At 70.5% G+C, this 24,347-nt stretch carries 29 protein-coding genes; 8 read left to right on the top strand and 21 right to left on the bottom strand.

The annotated features are described in order from the left end of the window. Positions 1-2 precede the first annotated feature (2 nt). Positions 3-677, top strand: a complete 675-nt coding sequence (locus EAT49_RS08860; RefSeq protein WP_123641962.1) for a DUF1045 domain-containing protein — start codon at positions 3-5, stop codon at positions 675-677. On the opposite strand, the gene phnN is transcribed toward EAT49_RS08860, so the two are convergent. From phnN to phnG, 8 genes are read right to left on the bottom strand one after another with little or no spacing between them, the layout of a single operon-like run. Beyond that, positions 638-1,180: a phosphonate metabolism protein/1,5-bisphosphokinase (PRPP-forming) PhnN gene (gene phnN, locus EAT49_RS08855; RefSeq protein ID WP_123641961.1), complete on the bottom strand. Its 543-nt coding sequence runs from the start codon at positions 1,178-1,180 to the stop codon at positions 638-640. The genes EAT49_RS08860 and phnN overlap by 40 nt on opposite strands. Beyond that, positions 1,177-1,866: a phosphonate C-P lyase system protein PhnL gene (gene phnL, locus EAT49_RS08850; RefSeq protein ID WP_123641960.1), complete on the bottom strand. Its 690-nt coding sequence runs from the start codon at positions 1,864-1,866 to the stop codon at positions 1,177-1,179. Before phnL ends, phnN begins: the two co-directional genes overlap by 4 nt. After that, positions 1,863-2,618 (bottom strand): phosphonate C-P lyase system protein PhnK, encoded by a 756-nt coding sequence (phnK, locus tag EAT49_RS08845; RefSeq protein WP_123641959.1) that lies wholly within the window; start codon positions 2,616-2,618, stop codon positions 1,863-1,865. The genes phnL and phnK overlap by 4 nt, the downstream gene beginning before the upstream one ends. Next, positions 2,615-3,286 (bottom strand): alpha/beta fold hydrolase, encoded by a 672-nt coding sequence (locus EAT49_RS08840; protein WP_123641958.1) that lies wholly within the window; start codon positions 3,284-3,286, stop codon positions 2,615-2,617. The genes phnK and EAT49_RS08840 overlap by 4 nt, the downstream gene beginning before the upstream one ends. Continuing rightward, entirely contained in the window at positions 3,283-4,113 is an 831-nt protein-coding gene (locus EAT49_RS08835; RefSeq protein WP_123641957.1) for an alpha-D-ribose 1-methylphosphonate 5-phosphate C-P-lyase PhnJ, read from the bottom strand. The genes EAT49_RS08840 and EAT49_RS08835 overlap by 4 nt, the downstream gene beginning before the upstream one ends. Further along, the gene (locus tag EAT49_RS08830) at positions 4,110-5,192 is read right to left on the bottom strand and encodes a carbon-phosphorus lyase complex subunit (protein WP_123641956.1); all 1,083 of its coding nucleotides are present in this window, start codon (positions 5,190-5,192) and stop codon (positions 4,110-4,112) included. The genes EAT49_RS08835 and EAT49_RS08830 overlap by 4 nt, the downstream gene beginning before the upstream one ends. Further along, positions 5,192-5,740: a phosphonate C-P lyase system protein PhnH gene (gene phnH / locus EAT49_RS08825; RefSeq protein WP_123641955.1), complete on the bottom strand. Its 549-nt coding sequence runs from the start codon at positions 5,738-5,740 to the stop codon at positions 5,192-5,194. The genes EAT49_RS08830 and phnH overlap by 1 nt, the downstream gene beginning before the upstream one ends. Beyond that, a complete protein-coding gene (gene phnG / locus EAT49_RS08820; protein ID WP_123641954.1) occupies positions 5,740-6,168 on the bottom strand; it encodes a phosphonate C-P lyase system protein PhnG in 429 nt (142 codons plus the stop codon). The genes phnH and phnG overlap by 1 nt, the downstream gene beginning before the upstream one ends. Positions 6,169-6,239: 71 nt before the next feature. Here phnG and phnF point away from each other — a divergent pair, with 71 nt between their 5' ends. Beyond that, entirely contained in the window at positions 6,240-6,950 is a 711-nt protein-coding gene (gene phnF, locus EAT49_RS08815) for a phosphonate metabolism transcriptional regulator PhnF (protein WP_123641953.1), read from the top strand. On the opposite strand, the gene EAT49_RS08810 is transcribed toward phnF, so the two are convergent. After that, positions 6,941-7,558, bottom strand: a complete 618-nt coding sequence (locus EAT49_RS08810; protein WP_123641952.1) for an LbetaH domain-containing protein — start codon at positions 7,556-7,558, stop codon at positions 6,941-6,943. The two genes, phnF and EAT49_RS08810, sit on opposite strands and share 10 nt — an antisense overlap. A 265-nt stretch (positions 7,559-7,823) precedes the next feature. Here EAT49_RS08810 and EAT49_RS08805 point away from each other — a divergent pair, with 265 nt between their 5' ends. After that, a complete protein-coding gene (locus tag EAT49_RS08805; protein WP_123641951.1) occupies positions 7,824-8,360 on the top strand; it encodes an EF-hand domain-containing protein in 537 nt (178 codons plus the stop codon). 115 nt (positions 8,361-8,475) lie between these two features. On the opposite strand, the gene phnE (EAT49_RS08800) is transcribed toward EAT49_RS08805, so the two are convergent. From phnE (EAT49_RS08800) to phnC, 4 genes are all read right to left on the bottom strand, one after another. After that, positions 8,476-9,792, bottom strand: coding sequence for a phosphonate ABC transporter, permease protein PhnE (gene phnE, locus EAT49_RS08800; RefSeq protein ID WP_123641950.1), 1,317 nt, complete (start codon positions 9,790-9,792; stop codon positions 8,476-8,478). Further along, positions 9,789-10,661, bottom strand: a complete 873-nt coding sequence (phnE, locus tag EAT49_RS08795; protein ID WP_123641949.1) for a phosphonate ABC transporter, permease protein PhnE — start codon at positions 10,659-10,661, stop codon at positions 9,789-9,791. Before phnE (EAT49_RS08795) ends, phnE (EAT49_RS08800) begins: the two co-directional genes overlap by 4 nt. A gap of 79 nt (positions 10,662-10,740) precedes the next feature. Further along, entirely contained in the window at positions 10,741-11,655 is a 915-nt protein-coding gene (gene phnD / locus EAT49_RS08790; RefSeq protein WP_185020704.1) for a phosphonate ABC transporter substrate-binding protein, read from the bottom strand. Between the two features lie 62 nt (positions 11,656-11,717). Beyond that, a complete protein-coding gene (gene phnC / locus EAT49_RS08785) occupies positions 11,718-12,554 on the bottom strand; it encodes a phosphonate ABC transporter ATP-binding protein (RefSeq protein ID WP_123641948.1) in 837 nt (278 codons plus the stop codon). A gap of 160 nt (positions 12,555-12,714) precedes the next feature. Between phnC and EAT49_RS08780 the strand changes: the two genes are divergently transcribed. Continuing rightward, positions 12,715-13,152 (top strand): DUF4399 domain-containing protein, encoded by a 438-nt coding sequence (locus EAT49_RS08780; RefSeq protein WP_123641947.1) that lies wholly within the window; start codon positions 12,715-12,717, stop codon positions 13,150-13,152. A 106-nt stretch (positions 13,153-13,258) separates the two neighbouring features. On the opposite strand, the gene EAT49_RS08775 is transcribed toward EAT49_RS08780, so the two are convergent. From EAT49_RS08775 to EAT49_RS08745, 7 genes are all read right to left on the bottom strand, one after another. Beyond that, positions 13,259-13,969 carry an endonuclease/exonuclease/phosphatase family protein gene (locus tag EAT49_RS08775; protein WP_123641946.1) on the bottom strand — a complete coding sequence of 237 codons (711 nt, stop codon included), beginning with the start codon at positions 13,967-13,969 and terminating at the stop codon, positions 13,259-13,261. A 27-nt stretch (positions 13,970-13,996) separates the two neighbouring features. Beyond that, positions 13,997-14,302 (bottom strand): ATP-dependent Clp protease adapter ClpS, encoded by a 306-nt coding sequence (gene clpS, locus EAT49_RS08770; protein WP_123641945.1) that lies wholly within the window; start codon positions 14,300-14,302, stop codon positions 13,997-13,999. A 116-nt stretch (positions 14,303-14,418) separates the two neighbouring features. Then, positions 14,419-15,420, bottom strand: a complete 1,002-nt coding sequence (locus EAT49_RS08765; RefSeq protein WP_123641944.1) for an oligopeptide/dipeptide ABC transporter ATP-binding protein — start codon at positions 15,418-15,420, stop codon at positions 14,419-14,421. Beyond that, positions 15,420-16,391 (bottom strand): oligopeptide/dipeptide ABC transporter ATP-binding protein, encoded by a 972-nt coding sequence (locus EAT49_RS08760; RefSeq protein WP_123641943.1) that lies wholly within the window; start codon positions 16,389-16,391, stop codon positions 15,420-15,422. Before EAT49_RS08760 ends, EAT49_RS08765 begins: the two co-directional genes overlap by 1 nt. Continuing rightward, positions 16,391-17,317: an ABC transporter permease subunit gene (locus tag EAT49_RS08755; RefSeq protein ID WP_123641942.1), complete on the bottom strand. Its 927-nt coding sequence runs from the start codon at positions 17,315-17,317 to the stop codon at positions 16,391-16,393. Before EAT49_RS08755 ends, EAT49_RS08760 begins: the two co-directional genes overlap by 1 nt. 12 nt (positions 17,318-17,329) lie before the next feature. Further along, positions 17,330-18,316: an ABC transporter permease subunit gene (locus EAT49_RS08750; protein WP_123641941.1), complete on the bottom strand. Its 987-nt coding sequence runs from the start codon at positions 18,314-18,316 to the stop codon at positions 17,330-17,332. Positions 18,317-18,400: 84 nt separating this feature from the next. Then, entirely contained in the window at positions 18,401-20,044 is a 1,644-nt protein-coding gene (locus tag EAT49_RS08745; RefSeq protein WP_123641940.1) for a peptide ABC transporter substrate-binding protein, read from the bottom strand. A gap of 299 nt (positions 20,045-20,343) precedes the next feature. On the opposite strand from EAT49_RS08745, the gene EAT49_RS08740 reads away from it, so the two are divergent. The 4 genes from EAT49_RS08740 (at position 20,344) to EAT49_RS08725 (ending at position 23,397) form a co-directional block, all read left to right on the top strand. Further along, complete coding sequence (locus EAT49_RS08740; RefSeq protein ID WP_123641939.1) at positions 20,344-20,937, top strand: hemerythrin domain-containing protein; 594 nt, start codon at positions 20,344-20,346, stop codon at positions 20,935-20,937. Positions 20,938-20,972: 35 nt separating this feature from the next. Then, a complete protein-coding gene (locus EAT49_RS08735; RefSeq protein WP_123641938.1) occupies positions 20,973-21,566 on the top strand; it encodes a uracil-DNA glycosylase family protein in 594 nt (197 codons plus the stop codon). Further along, a complete protein-coding gene (locus tag EAT49_RS08730) occupies positions 21,563-22,339 on the top strand; it encodes an SseB family protein (protein ID WP_123641937.1) in 777 nt (258 codons plus the stop codon). The genes EAT49_RS08735 and EAT49_RS08730 overlap by 4 nt, the downstream gene beginning before the upstream one ends. A gap of 134 nt (positions 22,340-22,473) precedes the next feature. Beyond that, complete coding sequence (locus EAT49_RS08725) at positions 22,474-23,397, top strand: HNH endonuclease (RefSeq protein WP_123641936.1); 924 nt, start codon at positions 22,474-22,476, stop codon at positions 23,395-23,397. A 15-nt stretch (positions 23,398-23,412) separates the two neighbouring features. Here the strand turns inward: EAT49_RS08725 and EAT49_RS08720 are convergent, their stop codons facing one another. Further along, entirely contained in the window at positions 23,413-24,345 is a 933-nt protein-coding gene (locus tag EAT49_RS08720; RefSeq protein WP_123641935.1) for a 2-hydroxyacid dehydrogenase, read from the bottom strand. Positions 24,346-24,347: the final 2 nt, after the last annotated feature.

Here is a 24,347-nt window from a genome sequence, read left to right as displayed (position 1 = left end):
CGATGGGCTGGTCGCGCTACGCTGTCTACTGGGTGCCCGGGGGCGACCTGGGCGAGGCGGGGGCCGACTGGCTGGGCTGGGACATCCGCCGGGGTGCGGCAAGGCCGGGGCTGGTCGAGGCGCCTTCGGCGCGGCGCTACGGCTTTCACGCCACGCTGAGGGCCCCGTTCCGCCTGCTCGAGGGCGTCGGGGAGTCGGAGGCAAGGGGTCTCGCGCGGCGCGTGGCGGACGACCTCGCGCCGGTCTCGCTTGGGCGGCTGAGGGTCGCGCGGCTGGGAACCTTCCTGGCACTGCTGCCAGAGGTGACGGAGGGGATCGGCGAGGTTGCGGACGCCTTCGTCGACCGGATGGAGTTCGCCCGCGCGCCGCTGTCCGAGGCAGAGGAAGAGAGGCGCCGGGCCGGGGGGCTGACCGGGCGCCAGGAGCAGCTTCTGGAGCGGTGGGGATATCCTTATGTCTTCGACGAGTTCCAGGCCCATCTGACGCTCTCGGGCCCCGGTGCAACGGACAATCTTCAAGCGCAGGTCGAGGCGCATTTCAGCCACTTCCTTGGCGGGGAAACCCGACTCACCCATGTCTCGCTGGTAGGTGAGGGGGAGGACGGGCTCTTTCGCGTGATCGAGGACCTGCCGCTCGGTCATGATGCGGCCTCCGGCGACAGGGCCGCGAGCGCCTGAGCGACGGCGTCCTCGATCCGTCCCCCGTTGTCGACCGGCGCGGCGCGGACGCCGGGCGGAAGGGGCGGTGCGGGCCGGGCGAGCCGGCGGGCGATCTCCGCGGCCGCCTCCCGGCCGCGCGCGCCCAGACGGTGGGCAAGCACCTCGGCGGGGGCGGTGACCGACAGGATGAGGACGGCGGGATAGCCCCGGGCCGCCTCGGTCAGCACGCCGCGGGACAGGTTCGCGATCACCTCGGCGCCCTCCCGGACCTCCGCCAGCGTCTGCCGGGGGATGCCGTAGCCGAGGCCGTGGGCGCGCCAGTGGAGGGCAAAGCCGCCCGCAGCGCGCCTCCGCTCGAACTCGGCCTCGCTCACCGCCTCGAAGGGCTCTGAGGCCGCGGGCGGGCGGGTGATGACCCGCCGCGCGCGGACGAGGCCGGGACGTGCGACGCAGAGGGCCGCGATCAGGCTGTCCTTGCCCACGCCCGAGGGGCCGACGACGGCGATCAGCCGGCCGGTCATGGCGCCTCCGGGGCGAAGTCCGAGACGTCGACCTCCCGGTCGGCCACGGCGACGCGGGCCTCGGCATCGTGGAAGATGCCCACGAGGGCCGCGCCGCGCGCCTTGGCCTCCAGGATCAGACCGATCACCACGGTACGGTTGGCGGCGTCGAGCGAGGCGGTCGGCTCGTCCAGCAGGAGCACCGGGTAGGGATGCACGAAGCCGCGCGCGATGTTCACGCGCTGCTGCTCGCCGCCCGAGAAGGTGGTCGGGGAGAGCGGCCAGAGCCGTTCGGGCAGGTTGAGCCGGGTCAGCAGGGCGGCGGCGCGGGCCCGTGCCTCCGCCGCGGGCACGCCGAGGGCGCGCAGGGGTTCGGCCACCACCTCGAGCGCGGGCACCCGGGGGACGACGCGCAGGAACTGGCTGACATAACCCAGCCGGTCGCGGCGCAGGGCGGCGATCTCGCGCGGGGAGGCGGTCACGAGGTCGAGCCCCGCCACCTCGATCCGACCGCCGCGGGCGAGGTAATTGCCCTGGATCAGCCGCAGCAGCGTGGACTTGCCCGAGCCCGACGCCCCGGTGAGCGCCACGCATTCGCCCGCATGGACCACCAGCCCGGCCCGCTCGAGCACGGGGATCACGACACCGTTTTGGGCGTGGAGCGTGAAGTCCTTGTCGACATCCGAGAGGGAGACGAGAACGGTCACGCGGGCAGCACCGAGCTGACGAGAAGCTGGGTATAGGGCGCCTGCGGATCGTCCAGCACCCTGTCCGTCAGGCCTGCCTCCACCACCCGGCCATGACGCATCACCATGAGCCGGTCCGCCAGCAGCCGCACCACGCCGATGTCATGGGTGACGAGCACCACGGCGAGACCCATTTCCCGCACGAGCCCGCGCAGAAGGTCCAGAAGCCGCGCCTGCACGCTGACGTCGAGCCCGCCCGTGGGCTCGTCCATCAGCACGATCCGCGGCTGCGTGACCAGCCCGCGCGCGATCTGGAGGCGCTGTTGCATGCCCCCCGAAAAGGCGCTGGGCCGCTCGTCTAACCGGGCGGGGTCGATCTCCACCTTCGCGAGCCAGGCCGCGGCCTCGGCGCGGATCTTTCCGTAATGGCGCACCCCCCGGCCCATGAGCCTTTCGCCCACGTTGCCGCCCGCGCTGACGTTCATCCGCAGCCCGTCGCGGGCGTGCTGGTGGACGAAGGCCCAGTCGCCGCGCATCAGCCGGCGCCGCTCCGGCTCCGGCAGGGTCAGCACGTCGCGGCCGTCATAGAGCACGCGGCCTTCGTCCGCCGCGAGATGCCCGGCGAGGCAGGCCAGCAGCGTGGACTTGCCCGACCCGCTTTCGCCGACGATGCCCAGCACCTCGCCGGGCCAGAGGTCGAGGTCCACGGCCTCGCAGCCGATGCGGGCGCCGTAGCGCCGGGTGAGGCCACGGACCGACAGGAGCGGGCTCATGGGTGGCTCTCCAGGAAGGCGCGCATGAGGGGGTTTACCTCGTCCGGGGCATCGAAGGGCAGCATGTGGCCGGTGTCGAAGGTTCGCGTCTCGGCCCCGATCCGTCCGAAGGCCTCCGTCTCCCGTCGCCCGGTCAGAAGGCTCCGTCGCCCTAGAAGGCAGAGCACGGGCGCGGTCAGCCGGTTCAGAAGCGGCCTGCCGTCGAAGCGGGTGCAGGCGATGAGCGCATCCGACAGTCCCGCGGGCCGGGTCGCGGAAATCGAGGCGACCACGGCCGGGCGCATCTCCCGGTTTTCTGTCCTGTGCGCGACGATGCGGGCGAGGATCGGGGGTCCGGGCACCCGCACGAGGACCGGAACCGTGCGCGTGCCCGCGCGCGGCAGGAGCCAGCGCGGCAAGCTCAGCGGGGTATCGAGCAGGATCAGCGCGCGGCACCGCTCCCTCAGTCGCGCGGCGAGGACGAGCGCCACCATGCCGCCCAGCGAATGGCCGGCGAGCGCGACCCGGTCCGGAAGCCCGGGCAGGATCGCGTCCGCATAGGCCGCGACGCTGGGTGTGGTGCGTGGCGCGTCGAGATGGCCCGGCAGGACCGGCCAGAGCGCCTCGTCGAACGGACCCCACCGGAGCGAAGCCAGCGCCGCACCATGCAGGCAGACGACAGCGCTCATGCGGCCCCCGCCCGCCGTTCGGCGCAGAAATCCGTGTCGGAACACTGGAACCGCCGGGTGCCCCGGTCGTCGGCCACGATCTCGTCGAGGTAGCTCTCGGTCGCTCCGCAGAGCGCGCAGGCGCCCTCCGCCTTCGACGCCTCGAAGGGGTGATCGTCGAAATCGAGGCTCTGCACGCGGGTGTAGGGCGGCAGCGCGTAGATGCGCTGTTCCCGCCCCGCGCCGAAGAGCTGGATCGCGGGGCTTTCGAGCTTCGGGTTGTCGAAGCGCGGGATCGGCGAGGGATCGAAGACATGGCGTCCGTTCACCAGCGCGGGATAGGCATAGGAGGTCGCGATGGCGCCGTGCCGCGCGATGTCCTCGTAGAGCTTGACGTGCATCAGCCCGTACTCTTCGAGCGCGTGCATCCGCCGGGTCTCGGTCTCGCGCGGCTCAAGGAACCGCAACGGCTCGGGGATCGGCACCTGGTAGACGAGGATCTGGCCCTCTGTCAGGGGCGTCTCGGGGATGCGGTGGCGTGTCTGGATGATCGTCGCCTCCCGTGTCCGCGTGGTGGTGGCGACGCCGGCCACTTTGCGGAAGAACGACCGGATCGAGACCGCGTTGGTGGTGTCGTCGGCGCCCTGGTCGATGACCTTCAGCCGGTCCTCGGGCGTCAGGACGGCGGCGGTGACCTGCACGCCGCCCGTGCCCCAGCCATAGGGCATGGGCATCTCGCGGCTGGCGAAGGGCACCTGGTAGCCGGGGATCGCAAGGCCCTTGAGGATCGCGCGGCGGATCATCTTCTTCGTGGGCTCGTCGAGATAGGCGAAATTGTAGCCGCTCATTCGGCGGCCTCCCCCGCGCCGCCCGCCTCGCGGCGCAGGCGGCGGATCAGCTCCAGCTCGGCCTGGAAGTCGACGTAATGCGGCAGCTTGATGTGCTCGAGAAAGCCGGTCGCCTGCACGTTGTCGCAATGCATGAGCACGAATTCCTCGTCCTGGGCGGGGGCGCCCGCATAATCCTCGCCCAGCTCGCGCCATTGCAGCGCGCGGTCCACCAGCGACATGGAAATCGCCTTTCTCTCGCAGCGGCCCAGCGTCAGCCCGTAGCCCCGGGTGAACTGCGGCGGCTCGCGCCGCGATCCGGTGAACTGGTTCACGGTCTCGCATTCGGTCACGACAATCTCGGCGAAGGCGACGGACAGGCCCAGCTCCGGGATCTCCACCTCCACCTCCACCGCGCCGATCCGGAGTTCGCCCACGAACGCATGGGTGCGACCGTAGCCGCGCTGGGTCGAATAGGCGAGGCTCAGCAGGAAGCCCTCGTCGGCCCGCGCCAGCGCCTGAAGGCGCAGGGGCCGGTCCGCGGGCAGCTCCAGCGGGGTCCGCGTGAGGTCGGTCGGCTCGGCGTTTTGGCGCGGCTCGTCCCGCAGGAGGCCCTCGCGGCCCAGCACCTCGGACACCCGGGGGCGCGTCGGCGCGGGGGCGGCGGCGATGCGGGCGGCGGCGGCCTCGTCCCCTGCCTCGAGGGCGAAATCGAGCAGGCGGTGTGTATAGTCGAAGGTGGGTCCCAGGATCTGCCCGCCGGGGATGTCCTTGAAGGTGGCCGACACCCGCCGCTCCACGACCATGCGCCCGGTGTCCAGCGGCCGCGAGGCGGCGAGGCGGGGCAGCGTGGTGCGGTAGGCGCGCAGGAGGAACACCGCCTCGACCAGATCGCCGCGCGACTGCTGCACCGCCAGCGCCGCCAGAGCCTCGTCGTAGAGAGAGCCTTCGGCCATCACCCGCGCCGTGGCGAGCGCCAGTTGCGAGGCGATCTGGCGAAGAGACAGGGCAGGGTCGCGCCGGTCGCCGCGCCGTTCCTCGGCGAGCCAGGCGTGGGCCGCCGCGATCGCCTGCTCCCCGCCCTTGGCCGCCACGTACATCAGCGCGCCTCCACGGCGGTGGAGCGGGGCAGGGCCGCAAGGGCGCTGCCGCAGGTGAAGTAGAAGTCGAGACCCAGCGGATAGAGCCCGGCGTTCCGGGCGAAGGCCGCGCGGTCGGGCAGGGGCAACCGCGCCTCCGTCTCGATTCCCGGGCCGGTGAGCCGCGCGTCGCCGCCTCTCAGGGCCGACGTCTCGACGATCAGCGTGGCGGAGCGGTCGGGGTAATCGGGCGTCCCGACGGGGTAGGGGTCGAGCGGGGCGAGGTCCTCCCAGGCGCCCAGGGCGAACATGGCGGCGCTCTTTTCCGCCGCGGGCGCGCCGGTGTGGAATGTCAGCCAGTCGCGTGCGCGGGCGGCCGCTCGGCCGAGGTAGACCGGCGTCGACGGGTCCGTCAGCGTCAGGAGCAGCACCGCCGCGGCGGGCGAAAGGCCGGGTACCTCCGGCCCTGTCACCGCATATGCCGTGCCGGGGCGGGCCATGGCCTCCATCGCCGCGCGAAAGACGCGGGCGCTGTCTCGGGGCGGATCGGCGAAGCCCGGCGCGCGCATCAGTCGTCCCCCCTCACCATGGTCTCGAACTCCACCCGCGTGGCCTCGGCCTTGCCCGCGCGTTCGGCCCGGCGAGCGGCCTCCTCGGCGGCGAGCGGGTCCAGCACGCCTGCGCGCATCTCGGCGGCGCGGGGACCCTGCATCAGCGCATCCACCAGCGCCGCGCGCGTCGCATGGGCCGCGTCGCGCCCCTGCACGAAGGCATGGCCCTCGGTCCCGTCCCCGAGCCTCAGCGTGCAGCGCGTGGCGGTGACCTCGCCGAGGTTGAACGGCGCGCCGGTGCCGCCCGTGCGGCCGCGCACCATCACCGTTCCGGTCTCAGGCGCGCGCAGCCAGTCATGGGGCGGCAGCTCCAGCCCGTCGAGCCGGGCCTCGAGCGCCTCGGGTATGCTTCGGGCCAGGAGGCCAATCCAGTCCGCGCGGATCATGTTTTCGACAACTAGACAAATCTTAACTCGACAACTAGACAAGTCTTCATGGATTGGCCAGTGAAACTTCGATGACGGACCAGACGCTCTGGCAAAGCATCGCCGGGACCCTTCGCGCCGAGATCGCGGGGGGGGTGCGGGGCACGGGCGACCGGCTGCCGACCGAGGCGCAGCTCTCGGCGCGGTTCGGCGTGAACCGGCACACGGTGCGGCGGGCGCTGGCGGCGCTGGCCGAAGAGGGTCTGGTCCATGCCCGGCGCGGGGCGGGGGTGTTCGTGGCGCCCGCGCGGGCGGAATACCCGATCGGGGCGCGGGTGCGGTTCCGTCAATCCATGGAGGCCGCGGGCCGGGTGCCGGGCAAGCGCATCCTCGCCAGCGAAAGCCGCCCCGCGAGCGAGGGCGAGGCGCGGGTCCTGCGGCTGTCGCCGGGCGAGACGGTCCATGTCACGGACGGGATCGCGCTGGCCGATGGCGCACCCATGGCGCTCTTTCATGCGGTCTATCCGCTGGGCCGTCTTCCGGGCCTGCCGAAGGCGCTGGCGGAGCATGGGTCGGTAACCCGGGCGCTCATGGCCTGCGGGGTTCCGGATTACGTCCGGGTCTCGACGCGGATCTCGGCGGTGCTCGCCTCGCCCGTGGAGGCGGGGCATCTGAAGGTCGCGCCGGGCGCACCGCTGCTGCTGTCGGAAGCGGTGAACGCAACGCCGGAAGGTGTTCCTGTGGAACTCGGGTTCACGCGGTTTGCAGGCGAGCGGATCGCGCTGACGCTCGATCATTCGTAGCGGTCGAGGAAGTCCTCGGCGGAGAGGCTGCGGAAATCGTCGAGGCGGAGGCGGAGCGTCTCGTGATCCCAGAGCCACCATTCGAGCCGCATCAGCCGCTCGGCGGTCGCTTCGGGCAGGCGGGGGCGGACGGGCCGCGCGGGCACGCCGGCGACGATCCAGTAGGGCGGCACGTCCTTGGTGACCACCGCGCCGGCGGCGGCGACGGCGCCGTGGCCGAGGGTGACCTCGGGCATGACCATGGCCTGCGCGCCGATCCAGGTATCGTGGCCGATATGGGCGAGGCGGCCGCGGCGGTGGGCGAACCAGGTGTGGTCGGGGCCGGCGTCGTCCCAGTAGTCGTCGCTGCGGTAGTGGAAATGGTGGAGCGAGGCCTTGTCCATCGGGTGGTCCGTGGCGCCGATGCGGGCATGGGCGGCGATGTTCGAGAAGAGGCCGATCCGGGCGTTGGCGATGTCGGCGAAGCGGTCGCAGTAGGAATAGTCGCCGATATGGCTGTGGGCGATGCGGGAGCCTCGGCCGATCTCGACATAGCGCCCGAAGGTGCTGTCGGGCGTGATCTCGCAGTCCGGGTGCAGGAAGGGGGTTTCGGGGCTCAGTCTGGGCATCGGGGAACGGGTCTCGGGTTGGGACCGGGGGTCATGTTTATGAAAAGGTGGAATAATTCGTGAGTTCCGGGTTTCCGCCCGTCTCGGGGGAGGGGACGGGGGCGCCGGCGCCGGACCGTCCTGGCGGGGCGGGGGACGGCCGGGGGGTGGCGGAGTTTGGCGCATTCCTCTCGGGAAGGCCGCGCCGGCCCGGAACAGACCATGGCATCCGCGCCATTCCCCGAAGCGGCACCGCTGCCGCGCATGCTTGTTCTTGGAGAGACACATGACCTACGACCTTGCGAAACTCGCCGGCACCACCGCGCTGCTTGCCGCCCTCGCCGCAGCCCCGGCCCATGCCCAGGGCATGAGCGACATGGACACCGACCAGGATTCCGCCGTCAGCCAGGAGGAGTTCACGACCGGCTACGGCACCGGCGGCGGCATGTCCGACTGGGACCAGGACATGAGCGGCACTGTGAGCGAGGAAGAATTCACCTCCGGCATGTCGCGCGCCTCGAGCGCCACCGCCAACCCCGCCTGGAGCGATCAGGACTTCGCCACCGCGGACACCGACCAGAGCGGCGATCTGAGCCTCGATGAACTGGCCGCCGTCATCTTCCTCATCTACGACGCGGACCAGAGCGGTGATCTGACCGCGGACGAATTCGCGTCCTACGAGGCGGATCGCCAGATGATGGACGACGCCGCCATGTCCGGCGACGGCTCCGACACCGGGATGACCGGAGACGGCATGTCCGGGGATGACACCTCCGGCGACGGCATGTCGGATGACGACAGCTCCGAAGACGACGAGTCCTGAGTTCAGGCCAGTCGCCCGTCCCCGACGGGTCCGGCCGCCGGTCCTTGCGTCCGGCGGCCACTCGCTGACCGGGCGGTTCCGCTCCGTGCGGACTGCCCGGTCGGTCCCCGCCATCCTATGACCCCTTGATCAGCTTCCGCCGCGCCCAGCCCGAGAGGGCGTCCATGGCGAAGACCATGAGGACGGTGAGGATGATGTAATAGGTCACCTCCTCCCAGTCCTTCTGGGTGATGATCGCCTGGGTCAGCAGGAGGCCGATGCCGCCGCCGGTGATGGCGCCGATCACCGTGGCCGACCGGGTGTTCGATTCGAAGGAATAGAGGATCTGGCTGAGAAAGACCGGCATGACCTGCGGGATCACGCCGAAGCGCGCGCGGGTCAGCGCCCCGGCTCCGGTCGAGCGGACACCCTCGATCTGCTTCTGGTCCACGTTTTCCAGCGTCTCGGAGAAGAGTTTGCCGAAGGTGCCGATCTCGGTGAGCATCATGGCGAGCGCGCCGGTCAGCGGCCCCGGCCCGTAGGCGCGGGACAGGACCACGGTCCAGATCAGCCCGTCCACCCCGCGCAGGAAATCGTGCAGCCGGCGGAACACCTGCCGAACCAGCGCGAACCGGGTGAAGGTGCGCGCGGCGAAGAAGGCGGTGACGAGGGCGATCAGCGCCGCGCCGAAGGTGCCGATGAAGGCCATCAAGATGGTCTCGAAGATCGCCCAGGCGACCTCGCGATGGCGCCACATGTCGTTGCGCCAGAAACCCTGCCAGATCGCTGCGGCCTCTCCGCCGGCGGCGCGGGACAGAAGCTCCCCGGGCCCGAGGCCTTGATAGGGGCTGTCGAGGGTGAAGAAGAAGAGCTCCCAGCCCGGGAAATAGCGCATCACCGTTGTGGCAGAGCGGGTGATGATCAGGCGGCCTGCGTCGGTGGTGATCGACACGCGGTTGCCCGACGCGTTGATCCAGTCGGGCAGGGGGCCTTCGGGATAGGTAGTCTCCACCCCGCCCGAGCGGCTGGCGATGGCGGTGATCGTGCCGTAGCCCGGAACCTCGAACCGGGTCTCGGCCTCGCCGATCAGGGTGACGACATGGCCGTCGCGCAGCTGCACCACGGTCTCGCCCGGCGAAAGGCTGACCCAGTCGGGTGCCTCTCCCTCGGGGTAGCGGCCCTTGCGCTCCCCCTCCATGGCGATCTCGACGCTGCCGTCGCGGTGGTCGCGGGTGACATGGACCTTGTAGCTGACCATGTCGGCCAGGAGGATGCGGCCGTTCTCGCCATCGGCCTCGGCGATGAGGCGCGGGCCCTCGAAGGCGAAGAAGACGTAAACGAGATAGGCGAGAATGAGCGCGGGGATGCCGAAGATCCAGAGGCGCAGGCGCGCGAAGCGGCGCAGCGTCTCGGCGGCGGGATCGCGGGCGGGGGCGAGGGCAGCGTCGGTCACAGGGCGGCCCCCCTCGTCAGACGCTGGCGGATCGCGCCGCCGATCTGGTCGACGGTCACGATGGTCGCGAAGAGCAGCAGGAAGATCGCCGCCGCCTCGTCGAACCGGCCCGGCCCCCAGGACATGGCGTTCCGGAGGTCATAGCCGATGCCGCCCGCGCCGACGAAGCCGAGGATCGCGGAGGCGCGGATGTTGATCTCGAACCGCAGGAGGCCGTAGCTGACCCAGTTCGGGGCGACCTGCGGGATCACGCCGAGGATCATGCGCTGGCTCCAGGTCGCGCCCACGGAGCGCAGGCCCTCCACCGGGCCGAGCGAGGCGTTCTCGGCCACCTCGGAGAAGAGCTTGCCCATGGCGCCCACGGTGTGGAGCGCGATGGCGATCATCGCGGGCACCGGGCCGCCGCCGATCACGAAGATCAGGACGAGCGCGATCACCACGTCGGGGACCGCGCGCAGGATGTCGAGGAGGCGGCGGATGACGCCCACGGCCCGGGGCGCGGGGGCAAGGCCGCGGGTGACGAGCAGCGCCAGCACCGCGCCGACGAGCGCGCCGATCAGCGTGGCGGCAGCGGCGATGTTCACCGTCTCGATCAGCGAGGGCAGGAACTGCCAGAGGAGGCCGGGAAGGAGGGCGGCCTTGTCCCAGGCCTCGCTCACCACGTCGGCGGGAAAGTCGAAGACGTTCGGCAGGCCGTTCCAGAATCCGCCCGCATTGCGGCCGTTGGCGGTGAGGAAGGCCGAGACCATGAAGATGGCGAAGAGAAGCACGCCCACGCCGTTCCAGAGCCGGCGCGTGCGCACCAGCTCGAGATAGCCCTCGGCCGGATCGGCGGTCCGGGCCGCGGGGGAGAGGGGAATGTCGGCCATGGCTGTCCCGCAGGGTGGGGCGGGCCGCTCCGGCCCGCCCGGTGTCTCGGGTCCGGCGCCGCAGGGGCGCCGGGGCGGCTCAGCCGCCGATCTCGGCGAGGCGGACGGCGATGATCGTCTCGTAGGCGTCGTGGCCGATGGGCTCGAAGCCCGCGGTCTCGCCGGCGGCGACGCCGTAGGCGCAGTCCTGGTCGGTCTCGTGCAGGTTGGCGACGAGTTCGGTCATGGTGGCCTTCACGTCGTCGGGCAGGGCCGAGCGCAGCACGATCGGGCCTTCCGGGATCGGCTTCGAGCGCCAGATCTCGACGAGGTCGTTCATGTCGACGATGCCGGCGTCCGAGGCGCGGCGCAGGGCGCCCGAGTTGTAGCCGTCTTCCCAGTCGCCCAGTCCATCGGCCCAGGTCACGCCCGCATCCACGTCGCCGTTGGCCACCGCGACGATGGTCTGCTCATGGCCGCCGGTGAAGACGACCTCGGCGAAATAGTCGCCGTCTTCCATCGTGGCGCCGGTGATCTGCGGGATTTCCACGGAGGGGATCAGGTAGCCCGAGGTGGAGTTCGGGTCGCCGAAGCCGAAGACCTTGCCCTGCATGTCCTCGAGCGAGGTGATGCCCGAATCGGCGCGGGCGAAGCCGATGGAGTGGTAGGAGAACGAGCCGTCGAGGTTGGTCTTCACGAGGATCGGCTCCACCGCGGTCTCGTCCTGGGTGTAGACGGCGGCATAGGCCGAGGCGCCGAGCCAGGCCATGTCGATGGTGCCGCCGAGCAGGCCCTGGATCACGCCGTTGTAGTCGGCGGGGGTGAAGATGTTCACCTGCACGCCGCCCAGCGCCTCGGAGGCATAGTCGGCGAGGCACTGGTTCGCGGTCATGCGGTCCTGGGCGTTCTCGCCGCCGAGCACGCCGATGTTGAACTGGTCGATGCTCTGGGCGAGGCCGGCGGTCGACAGGGCGGTGGTGGCGAGGGCCGCCAGGGTCAGGGTCTTGAAGGTCACGTCGGATACTCCTTCGGGTAGGGGCGCCGTCCGCTGTCCCGCGGTCCGGACGCGGGGAACGGTCAGATGCGGGCCTCCGCCTCCCGGGCGAGGGCCGCCATGGCGGCGGGGCGGGAGCCGTCGGCGTCGCGGATCTCGGTGGAGGTCGCGGCCTCGGAGAAGCTCGCGTCCGCGCCGTAGATCTCGCGCGCCATGGCGGTGGTCAGCTGCGCGGGCGTGCCGTCGAAGACGACGCGGCCGAGGCGCATCCCGATGATCCGGTCGCAGTAGCGCCGCGCGGTGTCGAGCGTGTGCAGGTTGCAGATCACCGTGCGGCCGTCCTCGTCGTGGATGCGGCGGAGGGCGTCCATCACGATCTGCGCGTTCATCGGGTCGAGCGAGGCGATGGGCTCGTCCGCGAGGATCATCTTGGGGTCCTGCATCAGCGCCCGCGCGATGGCGACGCGCTGCTGCTGGCCGCCCGAGAGGGCTTCGGCGCGCTTGCCGGCGTGATCGGCGATCCCCAGCCGCTCGAGGATGGCGATGGCGCGACGGATGTCGGCCTCGGACCAGAGCGCGGTCAGGGCGCGGAGAGTGCCGGTGCGGAAGAGCGTGCCATGCAGCACGTTCGACACCACGTCCATCCGGGGCACGAGGTTGAACTGCTGGAAGATCATGGCGCAATCGGCCTGCCAGCCGCGCGCGTCGCGCCCGGTGAGCGCGGTGATCTCCCGCCCCTCGAAACTGATGCTCCCCGAGGTCGGGCGCTCGAGCAGGTTGAGCATCCGCAGGAGGGTCGACTTGCCGGCGCCGGAGGCGCCGATCACGCCGACCATCATCGGTTTCGGGACCTCGATGGCGACGTTGTTCACGGCGGTCGCCGGGCCGAACGTCTTTGTCAGCTTCTCGATACGAAGCATGCATCCCCCGTCACATCACGCGGGAGGGCTACAGGGGCCCGGTTACCGGAATGCGACAGGCATGTAACGGAAACGCGAAACCGGCACCGGTGGTCAGGACGCTGCGTCACCCTATTTCAAGCATCGGCGCCGGGGAGGAAGCGGCGCAGGGGAGGACATCATGAAACATGACCGGATCGCCGCGGCCGCCTGTGCGCTCGCGGCCCTTTTCGCCTCGGCGGCCGTCGCCGACGGCCACCGCAGCGCCGCGCCCGAAGGGGCGCGGGCCTGGATCGTGCTGCCGGAGAACGGCGCCACGGTGAGCAATCCCGTGACCATCGTCTTCGGTCTCGAGGGCATGGGCATCGCCCCCGCCAATGTCGAGCAGGACGGCACGGGCCATCATCACCTGCTGATCAACACCGATCCCGCGACGCTGGACATGGAGCAGGGCCTGCCCGCCACGGACCAGATCGTCCATTTCGGCGGCGGCCAGACCCAGGTGACGAAGGAGCTGCCCGCGGGGACCCACACGCTTCAGCTGTTGCTGGGCGACTGGCTCCATGTGCCCCACGATCCGCCGGTGCTGAGCGAGGTGGTGACGATCACCGTGGAATAGGGACCGGGGCGCCCTGGCCGGGACGAGGAGATGGGTTGCAAACCCATCCTACGGCTGTGCGTGTGAGGCCGGGGCGCGGGGGCGGCAGGTGGGTTGGAAACCCACCCTACGGGGCGGGCCTTATGCGGAGGTCGGCCCAGACCGGCAGGTGATCGGACCCGTGGCGGGCGGCGGGGGAGGTGTCGACGCCCGAGGCCAGCACCTCGATCGCCTCGCCATGGGCGATGCGGTCGAGCGGCGCCACGGGACGCCCGGCGGGAAAGGACCGGCCCGGGATCACGACGCTGTGGCTTTCGGCGAGGGTCTCGAGCCCCCGGCTCCAGGACCATTCGTTGAAATCCCCGGCGATCACGCTGGTGGCGCCGCCGCCCGGGCGCAGGTCGTCGAGGTGGTCGAGGATCGCGCGCTGCTGCCGCCTGCGCCAGCCCCGCAGCAGCCCCAGATGCGCGCCCACCACCAGAAGCGGCCCCTCGGGCGTGTCGAGATCGGCGAGCACGGCGCCCCGCGGCTCCAGCCCCGGCAGCGGCAGCCGCTCCGTCCCCCGGACGGAGATGCCCTTGCGGGCGAGGATGGCGTTCCCGTGCCAGCCGAGGCTGACCTCGGTTTCCGCGAGCGGCACCACGCCGAAATCGGTCTCGCGCTCGATCAGCGCATGGGGCAGGGCCGTGGGCCGGGGGCCGAGGCGCTTGTCGGCCTCCTGCAGCACCACGATGTCCGCCTCGAGCCGGGCGATGAGGTCGAGGATGCGGTGCGGCGCGCGGCGCATGTCGCTGCCCACGGCCTTGCGGATGTTGTAGCTGACGAGGCGGAGCGGCATGGCTTCAGCGGGCGCCGGGACGGGCGCTCACTCCTCGCGCTCGGTGGTGAAGGTGAGGGGATAGCCGCGCGCCGCGCCCGCGTCGGTGCCGAGCCGGGCCTTCGTCTCGGCGATCTCCTTCGTGTAGACGGCGACGACGCAGGCGCCCTTGCGGTGGGCGGTCATCATCACGCCCAGCGCCTCTCCTTCGGTCATCCGGAAGACGCGCATCAGCACCGCGGTGACGAAGTCGCGCGGGGTGAAGTCGTCGTTGAGGAGGATGACCTTCCAGAGTCTCGGCTTCTCGGTCTTCGGTTTCGCGCGGGTCTTGGGGAGCAGGTCGGTGTCGGGCATCGGCTGATCCGGGGCAGGGCCTCACGAGCGCGCAATATAGAGCGTGTCCGCGACCGCGCCAACGCCGACCTCGTTCGTCCTCGCGGGCGGTCTCGGCAGGGCGGGAGAGCGGACGGTCACACCGCCAGCGCGTCCCGCACCTCGTGATAGGTGCAGTTCACCAGCACGCCTCCCTCCCGGTCCATCCGGTCGCGGCCCGGCTCGGCGCAGTCCGGCTGCGCCTTGGGGCAGCGGGTGCGGAAGACACAGCCCGAGGGCGGATTGAGCGGCGAGGGCAGCTCGCCCTCGAGGATCGGGCGGGGCCGCGCCTTTTCCAGCACCGGGTCGGGGATCGGCACCGAGGAGATCAGCGCCTGGGTATAGGGGTGCCGCGGGCGGCGGGTGATCTCCTGCGCGGGGCCGGCCTCCATGATCCGGCCGAGATACATCACCACGATCCGGGTCGAGATGTGCTTCACCACCGACAGGTCGTGCGCGATGAAGATCATGCTGAGGCCCATGTCGGCCTGGATCTCCTTCAGGAGGTTCACCACCTGCGCCTGCACGCTGACGTCGAGGGCCGAGACGGGCTCGTCGCAGATCAGCAGCTTCGGCCGCATGACGAGGGCGCGGGCGATGCCGATGCGCTGGCACTGGCCGCCCGAGAATTCGTGCGGGTAGCGGTTCACGAGATTGGGCAGCAGGCCCACGCGCTCCATGATCTCGCCGACCCGGCGCTTGACCTCGGCGCGCTCGACCTCGGGATGGTGGGTGACCAGCGGCTCGGCCACGATGTCGCCTACGGTCATGCGGGGGTTGAGCGCGGCGAGCGGATCCTGGAAGACCATCTGCACGTCCTTGCGGTGACGGCGGCGCGCGCTCTCGGACATGGCGCCGATCTCCTTGCCGTCGAAGACGATGCGCCCGCCGGAATGGGGCACGGTGCCGATGATGGCGCGGGCGACGGTGGACTTGCCCGACCCGCTCTCGCCGACGAGGCCCAGGGTCTCCCCGGGCTCGATGTCGAAGGACAGCCCGCCCACCGCCTGCAGCTTCAGCGGCGGGGTCCAGGGCCAGGCGCCGGGGGGGCGGACGTCGAAGGTGACGGAAAGATCGGTGACGGAGAGAATCGGGGACATCAGGCGGCGACCTCCGGGACGGGGGCGTGGCAGCTGCGCCAGCGGCCGGGTTCGGCCTCGACAAGGCCCGGCTTGATCTGGCTGCAATGATCGCGGACGAAGCCGCAGCGCGGGCTGAACGGGCAGCCGGGCGGCAGGCGCGACATGTCGGGCGGCTCTCCGGCGATGGTCCGGAGAACGTCGTCGTCGCGGTCGAGGCGGGGCACGGCCTCGAGGAGGCCCTTGGTGTAGGGATGGGTGGGCCGGGCGAAGAGCGCCTCGGTCGAGGCCTGCTCCATGATCTGCCCGCCGTACATCACCAGCGTCCGCTCGCAGGCATCCGCGACGATGCCGAGGTCGTGGGTGATCAGGATGATCGCGGTGCCGAACTCGGCCCGGATCTCCGCCAGGAGCGCCATGATCTGCGCCTGGACGGTCACGTCGAGCGCGGTCGTGGGCTCGTCCGCGATCAGGAGGCGCGGGCGGCACAGGAGCGCCATGGCGATCATGATGCGCTGGCGCATGCCGCCCGAGAATTCGTGGGGATACATGGTGATGCGCGCCCGTGCGTCGGGGATGCGCACGGCGTCGAGCATTCGCGCGGCCTCGGCCACCGCCTCCCGGCGGCTCATGCCCCGGTGCAGCTCCAGCACCTCGGCCATCTGTTCGCTGACCCGCATGTAGGGATTGAGCGAGGTCATCGGGTCCTGGAAGATCATCGCGATCTGGTTCGACCGCACGCGGTTCAGCTCCCGCTCGGAGAGCTTCAGCAGGTCCGTGCCCTCGAAGCGCACGGCGCCCGAGGCGCGGCCGTTGCGCGCGAGAAGGCCCATGATGGCGAAGGCGGTCTGGGACTTGCCCGAGCCGCTTTCGCCGACGATGGCGAGCGTGTCGCGTTCTGCGAGGGTGAAGGAGACGTCGTTGACGGCGTTCACCTCGCCGTCGCCGGTGGTGAAGCTCACCGACAGGTCGTCGACTTCGAGAAGGGTCATCAGCGGTCCTTGGGATCGAGCGCGTCGCGCAGGCCGTCTCCGACGAAGAAGAAGGCGAAGAGCGTTATGAGAAAGAAGAAGAGCGGAAAGCCCATCATCCAGAGCGTGCCGTTGTTCATCTGGCTGGCCCCCTGGTTGATGAGCGCGCCGAGCGAGGTCATGGGTTCCTGCACCCCGAGGCCGAGATAGGAGATGAAGCTCTCGAAGATGATCATCTGCGGCACCAGGAGCGTGGAGTAGACGATCACGATGCCCGCAAGGTTCGGCACGACATGGCGCAGGATGATGGTGAAGGGCCTTACGCCGGTGGCGACGGCGGCCTCGACGAATTCCTTGTTCTTGATCGAGAGCGTCTGGCCGCGGGCGATCCGGCTCATGTCGAGCCAGGAGATGAGGCCGATCCCGAGAAACAGCATGAAGATCGACCGGCCGAAGATGACCAGCATCAGGATCAGCACGAACATGAAGGGAATCGACATCAGGATGTCCACGGTGCGCATCATCACCTGGTCGGTGCGCCCGCCGACATAGCCTGCCACCGCCCCGTAGAGCGTGCCGACGACCACCGCCACCAGCGCGCCCACGATGCCCACGAGGAGCGAGATGCGCGTGCCCTGCACCGTGCGCGCGAAGAGATCGCGCCCGTCGCTGTCGACGCCGAAATAGTGCCCGGTCTCGAGGCTCGGCACCCCGCGCCAGGCATTGGCCCCCATCAGCGAGAAATCGACGTGCTGCGGCTCGTATTGCGCGAGGACCTGGCCGAAGAAGGCGAAGAGCGCGACGAGGACCAGCACGACGAGGCCCGCCACCGCGGCCTTGTTGCGGATGAAGCGACCGCGGGCGTCGGCCCAGAGCGACCGGCCGCGGATCTCGGCCAGTCCCATGGTCTCCTCGAGCAGGACGGCGTCTCTTTGGGCGAGTTTCATGGCCCTGTCCCCTCAGTACCGGATCTTCGGGTCGATCCAGGCGTAGAGGATGTCGACCAGAAGGTTGAAGCCGATGGTCAGCATTCCCACGAGGATCGTGATGCCCATGATCACCGAATAGTCCCGGTTGAACGCCGAGTTGACGAAGAACTGCCCGATCCCGCCCGTGGAGAAGGCGATGTCCACCACGACCGAGCCGGTGATCATGCCCACGAAGGCCGGGCCGAGGTAGGAGATCACGGGCAGCAGCGTCGGCTTCAGCGCATGGCGCCAGATCACCCGGCGCATGGGCAGGCCCTTGGCGCGGGCGGTGCGGATGAAATTCGAGTTCATCACCTCGAGCATCGAGGACCGGGTGATCCGGGCGATGGATGCCATGTAGGAGGTGGAGAGCGCGATCACCGGCATGATGACGTAATCGAGCCGGATCGCCCCGCCGAAGGCGCTCCAGCAGAGCGAATCGCGCGGATCGCAGGCGTTCACGACGATGCCCCCGGCCCAGCCGCCGCCCGGCAGCCAGCCCAGCCAGAGCGTGAAGAGGAGCACGAGGATCGGCGCCATGACGAAGTTCGGGAGCGCCTGCGCGCCGATGGTCACGCCCACGGCGAGGTAGTCGAGCCAGGAATTGTGGCGCAAGGCCGCGGCGATGCCGAGGGAGACGCCGACGATCACCGCGACGACGGCGGACCAGAACCCGTAGGTCAGCGTCACGGGGAAACCCTGGGCGATGACGTCGTTCACCGTCCGGTCGGTGTACTGGAAGGACGGGCCGAAATCGAACCGGGTGACCACGCCCCAGACGTAATCTGCCATCTGCACCATCACCGGCCGGTCGAGCCCGTACTTCGCCTCGATATTGGCCATGACCTGCGCGGGCAACGGGCGCTCGGAATTGAAGGGACCGCCGGGGGCGGAATACATCAGCGCGAAGCTGAAGATCACCAGAAGCAGGATGGTGGGTATGGCGACCGCGAGGCGGCGCAGGATGTAGACATACATCGGGGTCTCCCGGCGGGCACTCTGAAAAGACGTGCCCGCGCCCCCCGGATCGCAGGGGGCGCGGGCGAGCGGGCGAAAGGGCCGTTATTCGCCTTCGGCGACGAAATAGAGGTCCTTCGAGTACCAGTTCTGCTGCACGTTCTCCACCGGCCAGGACGGGATCAGCTGATCGTCCATCATGTAGTTCCCGGCGTAGAAGTAGATCGGGATCACCGGCATGTCCTCGGCGATGATCTCCTCGATCCGCGTGTAGAGCGGATTCGGGTCCTCGGCGGTCTTGGCCTGCTGGAGCAGGTCGTCGACCTCGGGGTTGGAGTATTTCGCGTCGTTGTAGCCCGAGCCCGTGTCGAGAAGGTCGAGGAAGGTGGAGGCCTCGTTGTAGTCGCCGCACCAAGCGCCGCGCGCCAGCTCGAAATCGCCGCTGTTGCGGGCGTCGAGGAAGGTCTGCCACTCCTGGTTCGCCAGCGTCGCCTCGACGCCCAGCGTCTGGGCCCACATCTGGCTCATCGCCACGGCGATGGAGCGGTGCGCGTCGGAGGTGTTGTAGACCATCTCGAACTGCAGCGGGTTGTCGGGGCCGTAACCGGCCTCTGCCATCAGCTCCTGCGCGCGGGCGTTGCGCTCTTCCTGGGTCATCGAGGCCATCTCGACCTCGGGGACCTCGAAATTCGCGGTCGCGGCGGGGGTGAAGGTATAGGCTTCGGGCTGGCCGCCCGCGAGCACGTTCTCGGTGATCACCTGGCGGTCGACGGCGAGAGCGAGGGCCTGGCGGACGCGGACGTCCTTGAAGGCCTCGGGACCGTCCTCGCGCAGGTTGAACGTGTAGTAGTAGTTGCAGAGCCGCGGGAAGCTGATCGTCTGCTCGGGGTATTCCTCGGAAAGGCGCGGGAACTGGCCTGCCGGCACCTCGGTCCGGTCCAGCTCGCCGGCGAGGAACCGGGTCAGCGCCTGGTTCTCGTCGTTGATGACGAGGGCGGTGACGCGCTCGACGATGGTGTTTTCGGCATCCCAGTACATGTCGTTCTTCACGCGCACGCTGCGCTCCTGCGGGATATGCTCCTCGAGGATGTAGGCGCCGTTCGAGACGATGTTCCCGGGCCGGGTCCAGGCGTCGCCGTGCTCCTCGACCACCGCCTGGGGCACCGGGAAGGTGGTGGCGTGGGTCAGCATCTGCGGGAAGTAGGGCAGCGGCTCGGTCAGGCGCACCTCGAGAGTGCGGTCGTCGACGGCGGTCACGCCGAGCGCGTCGAGCGGCATGTCGCCCGCGATCACCTCGGCCACGTTCTCGAGCGCCATCAGCTCCATGTACCAGGCGTAGGGCGAGGCGAGTTCGGGCGAGGCGGCGCGGCGCCAGGCGAAGACGAAATCGCCGGCGGTGACCGGCGTGCCGTCGGACCACATGGCGTCCTCGCGCAGGGTGAAGGTGTAGACGAGGCCGTCGTCGGAAACGGTGTGGCTGAGCGCGACGCCCGGCTCCAGCGTCTCGCCGGTCTTCGAATCGTTGTAGAGGCCCTCGAAGAGGTCGCGCACGATCTCGGAGCCCGAGACGTCTTCCACGATTCCCGGATCGACCGAGGAATGCTCGTCGAGGACGCGGTAGACGAAGACCTGTTCCTCGGCCAGCGCCTCTCCGTTCGGGCCGGTCATCGCGTCCTGCGCGAGGGCGGCGCCGCCGGCGGTGACGAGGAGCGCGGCCGTGGAGGCCTTGAGCAGCGTCGTCATCTTCATGATGTGTTCTCCCTGTATCGGTGGCCGCGCCCGGCGGGGCGGCCCGGCAAGCCGGGGACGCTGGCGCGGGGCGCGCGCCGTGAATGCGCGAAAGTGTCTGGAAGGCGTCTGCAAAGTGCAAGCCCGACGATGCCGTGACCCGGCGACACTGCGTCAGGAGGCCGATTCGCGACTGTTTGCTGCGCGCACGGCAGGGTCCGCGCAAGGAGATGTCGCACGCGCAGAACCTGCGCGGGCGCGCGCCGAAGCCCTGCACCGGCGCGCTGGCGAAGGGCCGCGCGGCAGGCTAGATGCGCGGCATGGCGACATTCGACACCCTTCCGGCCGACTGGCCTCTCGAGACCCGCGACGGCCTGCCCGAACCCTTGCGCGTGCTCCTCGCGGACTACCCGCGCGAGGGCTGGGCGGCGCACGCCAACTTCCAGGGCATGGTGCAGTTCTGGCTCGAGCGGCACATGATGTTCCGCAAGCTTACCGAGATGCTGCGCGAGGATGCCGAGGCGCTGATCGACGGCAGGATGGCGCCCCAGGCCTGGGGCCAGCGGCTGGGCCGGTTCGGCGGCATGTTCGTGAACGAGCTGCACGGCCATCACACCATCGAGGACACGCATTATTTTCCGGTCCTGCAGCGGCAGGACTCCCGTGTGGCGCGGGGCTTCGACATTCTGGACCTCGACCACCACGCGATCGACGGGCATCTCAACGCCTTCGTGGAGGATGCCAACGGCGCGCTGAAGGCGCTCGCTGCGGGCAAGCCCGTGCGCGACGCGGCGGGGGCGTTCCATGGTCGGGTCGGCCGGCTCTCGGGCTTTCTCGAGCGGCACCTGACCGACGAGGAGGAGCTCGTGGTGCCGGTCATCCTGAAGTACGGCGCGGATGCCCTGCCCCATTGAGGGCGCGCGACCAGTCGCGGAGATTCGGGCACCCGATGGCCGACGACATTCCCCTGACCGACCGGATCGCGGCCTGCCGGCTCTGCGCGGACCGCTTTGCGGCGACCGCAACGCGCCATGCGCCGCGCCCGGTGCCTTGGTTCCGTCCCGGCGCGCGGGTGCTGATCGCTGGCCAGGCGCCGGGCCTGCGGGTGCACCGTTCGGGCCGGCCCTTCGACGACGCCTCGGGCGCGCGCCTGCGGGACTGGCTGGGGATGGACGAGGCGACCTTCTGGGACACGGGCCGGGTGGCCGTGGTGCCCATGGCCTTCTGTTTCCCGGGCTATGACGCCAGAGGCTCCGACCTGCCGCCGCCGCGGATCTGCGCCGAGACCTGGCATGGCGCGGTCATGGCGGCGCTGTCCTCCGTGCGCCTGAAGGTGCTGGTGGGCGGGCATGCCCACCGCTGGCACCTGGCGACCCGGGCGGGGGTCACGCAGACCGTGGCCGGCTGGCGCGACCATGCGCCCGGGGTCTTTCCCTTGCCCCATCCCTCGTGGCGCAATACCGCCTGGCTCAGACGCAATCCCTGGTTCGAGGCGGAGCTGGTGCCCGCGCTCCGGACGAGGGTCCGGGAGGTTCTGGAATGACCGCGCTCGACGAGGCCCACGCCGCCATGGAGGCCACCCCCGGGGACGATGCCGCGCGCCTGCGCTTCTACGAGCGGGTGGCCGATGCCGAACTGACCGTGCTGCTCGAACGCGAGGCGGAGGGGGATCGCGTGGCGCCCCGCGTCTTCGAGGTGGAGGGGGCGGGCTATGTGCTCGCCTTCGACCTGCCCGAACGGCTGACGGATTTCACCGGGGAGATCAGCGCCTCTGCCACGCTTTCGGGCCGGGCGCTGGCGGGTCTGCTGGCGGGCGAGGGGCTGGGCCTCGGGCTCAACCTCGAGGTCGCGCCCTCGTCCATGCTGCTGCCGCCCGAGGCCGTGGCCTGGCTCGCCGCGACCCTGGGCGAGGGTCCCGCCGAGGCCGAGGCGCGGATCGGGGAGGTGCGCCCGCCCGGGCCGCTGCCGCCCGCGCTCCTCGAGGGGCTCGACGCCAAGCTGCGCGGCGCGGCGGGTCTTGCCCGGACCGCCTGGCTGGTGACCGCGCATTATGCGGACGGCAGCCGTGGCTCGCTTCTCGCCTTCGTCGATGCCCGGCCGGGGGCCGAGGCGGCGCTGGCCGGGGCGGTGCGGGAGGCGCTCGTGTTCTCGGGGATCGAGGCAGGTGCCCTCGACGTGGCCTTCTTCGCGGCGGCCTCGCCGGTGGCCGCCGCCCTCGCCCGCCACGGGCTCCGGATCGACCTGCCCGAGCGCGAGGAGGGGCTGATCCCGCTCGCCCCCGGCAGCGACCCCGACCGTCCGCCGCGCCTGCGCTGAACGCGGAGGGGGCGCTGCCCCCGCCGGCCTGCGGCCGGCCCCCCGGGATATTTCAGGCCAGAAAATGCGGGGGCGGGGCCTGCGGGGAGAGGGTCGGTCTTGCCTTTCGGACGGCCTGAGACTTCCATGGCGTGATGGTGAAACTCGTTCTTCTGCACAAGACGGACTCGATCTACGAGGACGAACCTGATGTGGTCTACGACTTTCCCCGCACCTACCTGAAGGCCATCGAGGAAGGGATCGGGGACTGGATCGTCTACTACGAGCCGGTCAAGGCCGGTCCACGCGGTTACTTCGCCGTGGCGCGGATCGCTGAGGTCACGCCCAAGCCCGGTGTCGAGGGACGCTACCTTGCCAGGATCGCACACGGCAGCTTCCTGCGCTTCGATCGCGATGTCCCTCGGCTCATCGACGGCAGACCGCTCGAGACCGCCTTGGCCGGGGCGGACGGGTCCCCGAGGTCGGGCGGCGCTGTCCAACTCGCCGTGCGCCGGCTGCCGGAGGCGGATTTTGCGCGCATAGTGAACCTCGGCCTGCCGGCGGACCTAGAGGCCCAGGAGGCCAGCCGCTATGATCGCGCAGCGCCCGATCTCTCTGAGCGGGTCGAAGTCTTCGACCGGCCTGTCCTCGAGCGTCTGACCCGCAGAGCGTACCGGGACGTCGCATTCCGGAGGCGGGTCCGTGAGGCCTATGGCTACCGCTGCGCCATGTCCGGCCTGCAGTTGCGGAACGGCGGAGGTCGCCCGGAGGTGCAGGCCGCGCATATAAGACCTGTGGCACATGGCGGCAGCGACTCGGTCCGGAATGGCCTCGCGCTCTCCGGTACCCTGCACTGGATGTTCGACCGCGGCCTTGTCTCGATCGCGGAGGACCATCAAACGATTCTTGTTTCGCGCAACAAGGTCCTTGGCGATGTCGTGGACCGGCTCCTTCCGCCGGACGGCAGGCTCCTGATGCCAAGGGACGCCCGGGACAGACCCCATCCGGACAACCTCAGATGGCACCGAGAGAATGTCTTCGGTCAGGACCTGCCGGGCGGCGCCGCTCCCTGGGGCTGAAGCCCGGGCGCGGTCTCAGTACCCCCGCTCGGGGTCCACGAGGTGGAGGAGCGGCTGGCCGGCCTCGGCGCGGGCGATGTTCTCGGCGATGGCGCGGGAGGCGGTGGCGGGGCGGGTCTCCGAGGCGATGTGCGGCGTCACGGTGACCTTCGGATGGGACCAGAAGGGATGCTCCCGCGGCAGGGGTTCCGTCCGGAAGGTGTCGAGGGTGGCGTGGCCGAGCGCTCCGCTGTCGAGCGCCGCGAGCAGGGCGGTGTCGTCCACGAGGGGTCCGCGGCCCGGGTTCAGGAGCACCGCGCCGGGGGCGAGCCGGGCCAGACGGCGCGCGTCCATCACGTTCTCCGTTCCGGGTGTCAGCGGCAGCAGCAGCACGGCGATGCGGGCGCCGCCAAGGGCCGCCTCCAGCCCCTCGGGACCGTGGTGGCAGGCCACGCCCGGCACGTCGCGCAGGGTGCGGCTCCAGCCCCGGACGGGAAAGCCGAGCGAGACCAGCGCCGTGGCGCAGGCCGCGCCCAGCGCGCCGAGGCCCAGCACCGCCACCGGGCGCTCGGAGGCGAGCGGCGGCGCGCGGTTGGCCCAGTGGTGCTCGGGATTCACGATATGGGCGTCCATCCCGAGGTGGTGGCGCAGGACGTGGCCGGTGACGTATTCCACCATGCCCGCGGTCAGGCCCGGATCGACCATGCGCGTCAGCGGCACGGTGAGGCTCGGGTTCGCGACGATGGTCTCCACGCCGGCCCAGAGGCTGAGCACCGCGCGAAGGCGCGGGAAGACCGAGAAATCGCTCGCGGCGGGGTCTCCGGCCGGGCCGTAGACGATGTAGTCCACCGCGTCCGGCGCGAGGTCGGGGGAGACCTCGGCCGCGACGCCGGCCTCCTCGAGGGCGCGGGGCAGGACGGTCGCGTAGTCGGGCCAGCGGTGGCCCGCCATGAAGAGGATGCGGGGCATGG

The organism is Histidinibacterium lentulum (assembly GCF_003789055.1).
In the GTDB taxonomy this organism is placed as follows: Bacteria; Pseudomonadota; Alphaproteobacteria; order Rhodobacterales; family Rhodobacteraceae; genus Oceanicola; species Oceanicola lentulus.
The sequence above is the reverse complement of the archived record's forward strand: the minus strand, read 5'-3'. Positions and strand labels throughout refer to the sequence as shown.

What these genes read in the sequence shown, in the direction of transcription:
- EAT49_RS08720 (WP_123641935.1), bottom strand. Translation starts at nt 24,345, where the DNA reads ATGCCCCGCATCCTCTTCATGGCGGGCCACCGCTGGCCCGACTACGCG.
- EAT49_RS08835 (WP_123641957.1), bottom strand. Translation starts at nt 4,113, where the DNA reads ATGAGCGGCTACAATTTCGCCTATCTCGACGAGCCCACGAAGAAGATG.
- EAT49_RS08755 (WP_123641942.1), bottom strand. Translation starts at nt 17,317, where the DNA reads ATGAAACTCGCCCAAAGAGACGCCGTCCTGCTCGAGGAGACCATGGGA.
- phnG (WP_123641954.1), bottom strand. Translation starts at nt 6,168, where the DNA reads ATGATCCGCGCGGACTGGATTGGCCTCCTGGCCCGAAGCATACCCGAG.
- EAT49_RS08740 (WP_123641939.1), top strand. Translation starts at nt 20,344, where the DNA reads ATGGCGACATTCGACACCCTTCCGGCCGACTGGCCTCTCGAGACCCGC.
- EAT49_RS08730 (WP_123641937.1), top strand. Translation starts at nt 21,563, where the DNA reads ATGACCGCGCTCGACGAGGCCCACGCCGCCATGGAGGCCACCCCCGGG.
- EAT49_RS08810 (WP_123641952.1), bottom strand. Translation starts at nt 7,558, where the DNA reads ATGCCCAGACTGAGCCCCGAAACCCCCTTCCTGCACCCGGACTGCGAG.
- EAT49_RS08765 (WP_123641944.1), bottom strand. Translation starts at nt 15,420, where the DNA reads ATGTCCCCGATTCTCTCCGTCACCGATCTTTCCGTCACCTTCGACGTC.
- phnC (WP_123641948.1), bottom strand. Translation starts at nt 12,554, where the DNA reads ATGCTTCGTATCGAGAAGCTGACAAAGACGTTCGGCCCGGCGACCGCC.
- EAT49_RS08830 (WP_123641956.1), bottom strand. Translation starts at nt 5,192, where the DNA reads ATGTACGTGGCGGCCAAGGGCGGGGAGCAGGCGATCGCGGCGGCCCAC.
- EAT49_RS08760 (WP_123641943.1), bottom strand. Translation starts at nt 16,391, where the DNA reads ATGACCCTTCTCGAAGTCGACGACCTGTCGGTGAGCTTCACCACCGGC.
- EAT49_RS08750 (WP_123641941.1), bottom strand. Translation starts at nt 18,316, where the DNA reads ATGTATGTCTACATCCTGCGCCGCCTCGCGGTCGCCATACCCACCATC.
- phnF (WP_123641953.1), top strand. Translation starts at nt 6,240, where the DNA reads ATGACGGACCAGACGCTCTGGCAAAGCATCGCCGGGACCCTTCGCGCC.
- EAT49_RS08860 (WP_123641962.1), top strand. Translation starts at nt 3, where the DNA reads ATGGGCTGGTCGCGCTACGCTGTCTACTGGGTGCCCGGGGGCGACCTG.
- phnH (WP_123641955.1), bottom strand. Translation starts at nt 5,740, where the DNA reads ATGCGCGCGCCGGGCTTCGCCGATCCGCCCCGAGACAGCGCCCGCGTC.
- EAT49_RS08840 (WP_123641958.1), bottom strand. Translation starts at nt 3,286, where the DNA reads ATGAGCGCTGTCGTCTGCCTGCATGGTGCGGCGCTGGCTTCGCTCCGG.
- phnE (WP_123641949.1), bottom strand. Translation starts at nt 10,661, where the DNA reads ATGGCCGACATTCCCCTCTCCCCCGCGGCCCGGACCGCCGATCCGGCC.
- EAT49_RS08775 (WP_123641946.1), bottom strand. Translation starts at nt 13,969, where the DNA reads ATGCCGCTCCGCCTCGTCAGCTACAACATCCGCAAGGCCGTGGGCAGC.
- EAT49_RS08805 (WP_123641951.1), top strand. Translation starts at nt 7,824, where the DNA reads ATGACCTACGACCTTGCGAAACTCGCCGGCACCACCGCGCTGCTTGCC.
- phnK (WP_123641959.1), bottom strand. Translation starts at nt 2,618, where the DNA reads ATGAGCCCGCTCCTGTCGGTCCGTGGCCTCACCCGGCGCTACGGCGCC.
- EAT49_RS08725 (WP_123641936.1), top strand. Translation starts at nt 22,474, where the DNA reads ATGGTGAAACTCGTTCTTCTGCACAAGACGGACTCGATCTACGAGGAC.
- phnN (WP_123641961.1), bottom strand. Translation starts at nt 1,180, where the DNA reads ATGACCGGCCGGCTGATCGCCGTCGTCGGCCCCTCGGGCGTGGGCAAG.
- EAT49_RS08735 (WP_123641938.1), top strand. Translation starts at nt 20,973, where the DNA reads ATGGCCGACGACATTCCCCTGACCGACCGGATCGCGGCCTGCCGGCTC.
- EAT49_RS08745 (WP_123641940.1), bottom strand. Translation starts at nt 20,044, where the DNA reads ATGAAGATGACGACGCTGCTCAAGGCCTCCACGGCCGCGCTCCTCGTC.
- EAT49_RS08780 (WP_123641947.1), top strand. Translation starts at nt 12,715, where the DNA reads ATGAAACATGACCGGATCGCCGCGGCCGCCTGTGCGCTCGCGGCCCTT.
- clpS (WP_123641945.1), bottom strand. Translation starts at nt 14,302, where the DNA reads ATGCCCGACACCGACCTGCTCCCCAAGACCCGCGCGAAACCGAAGACC.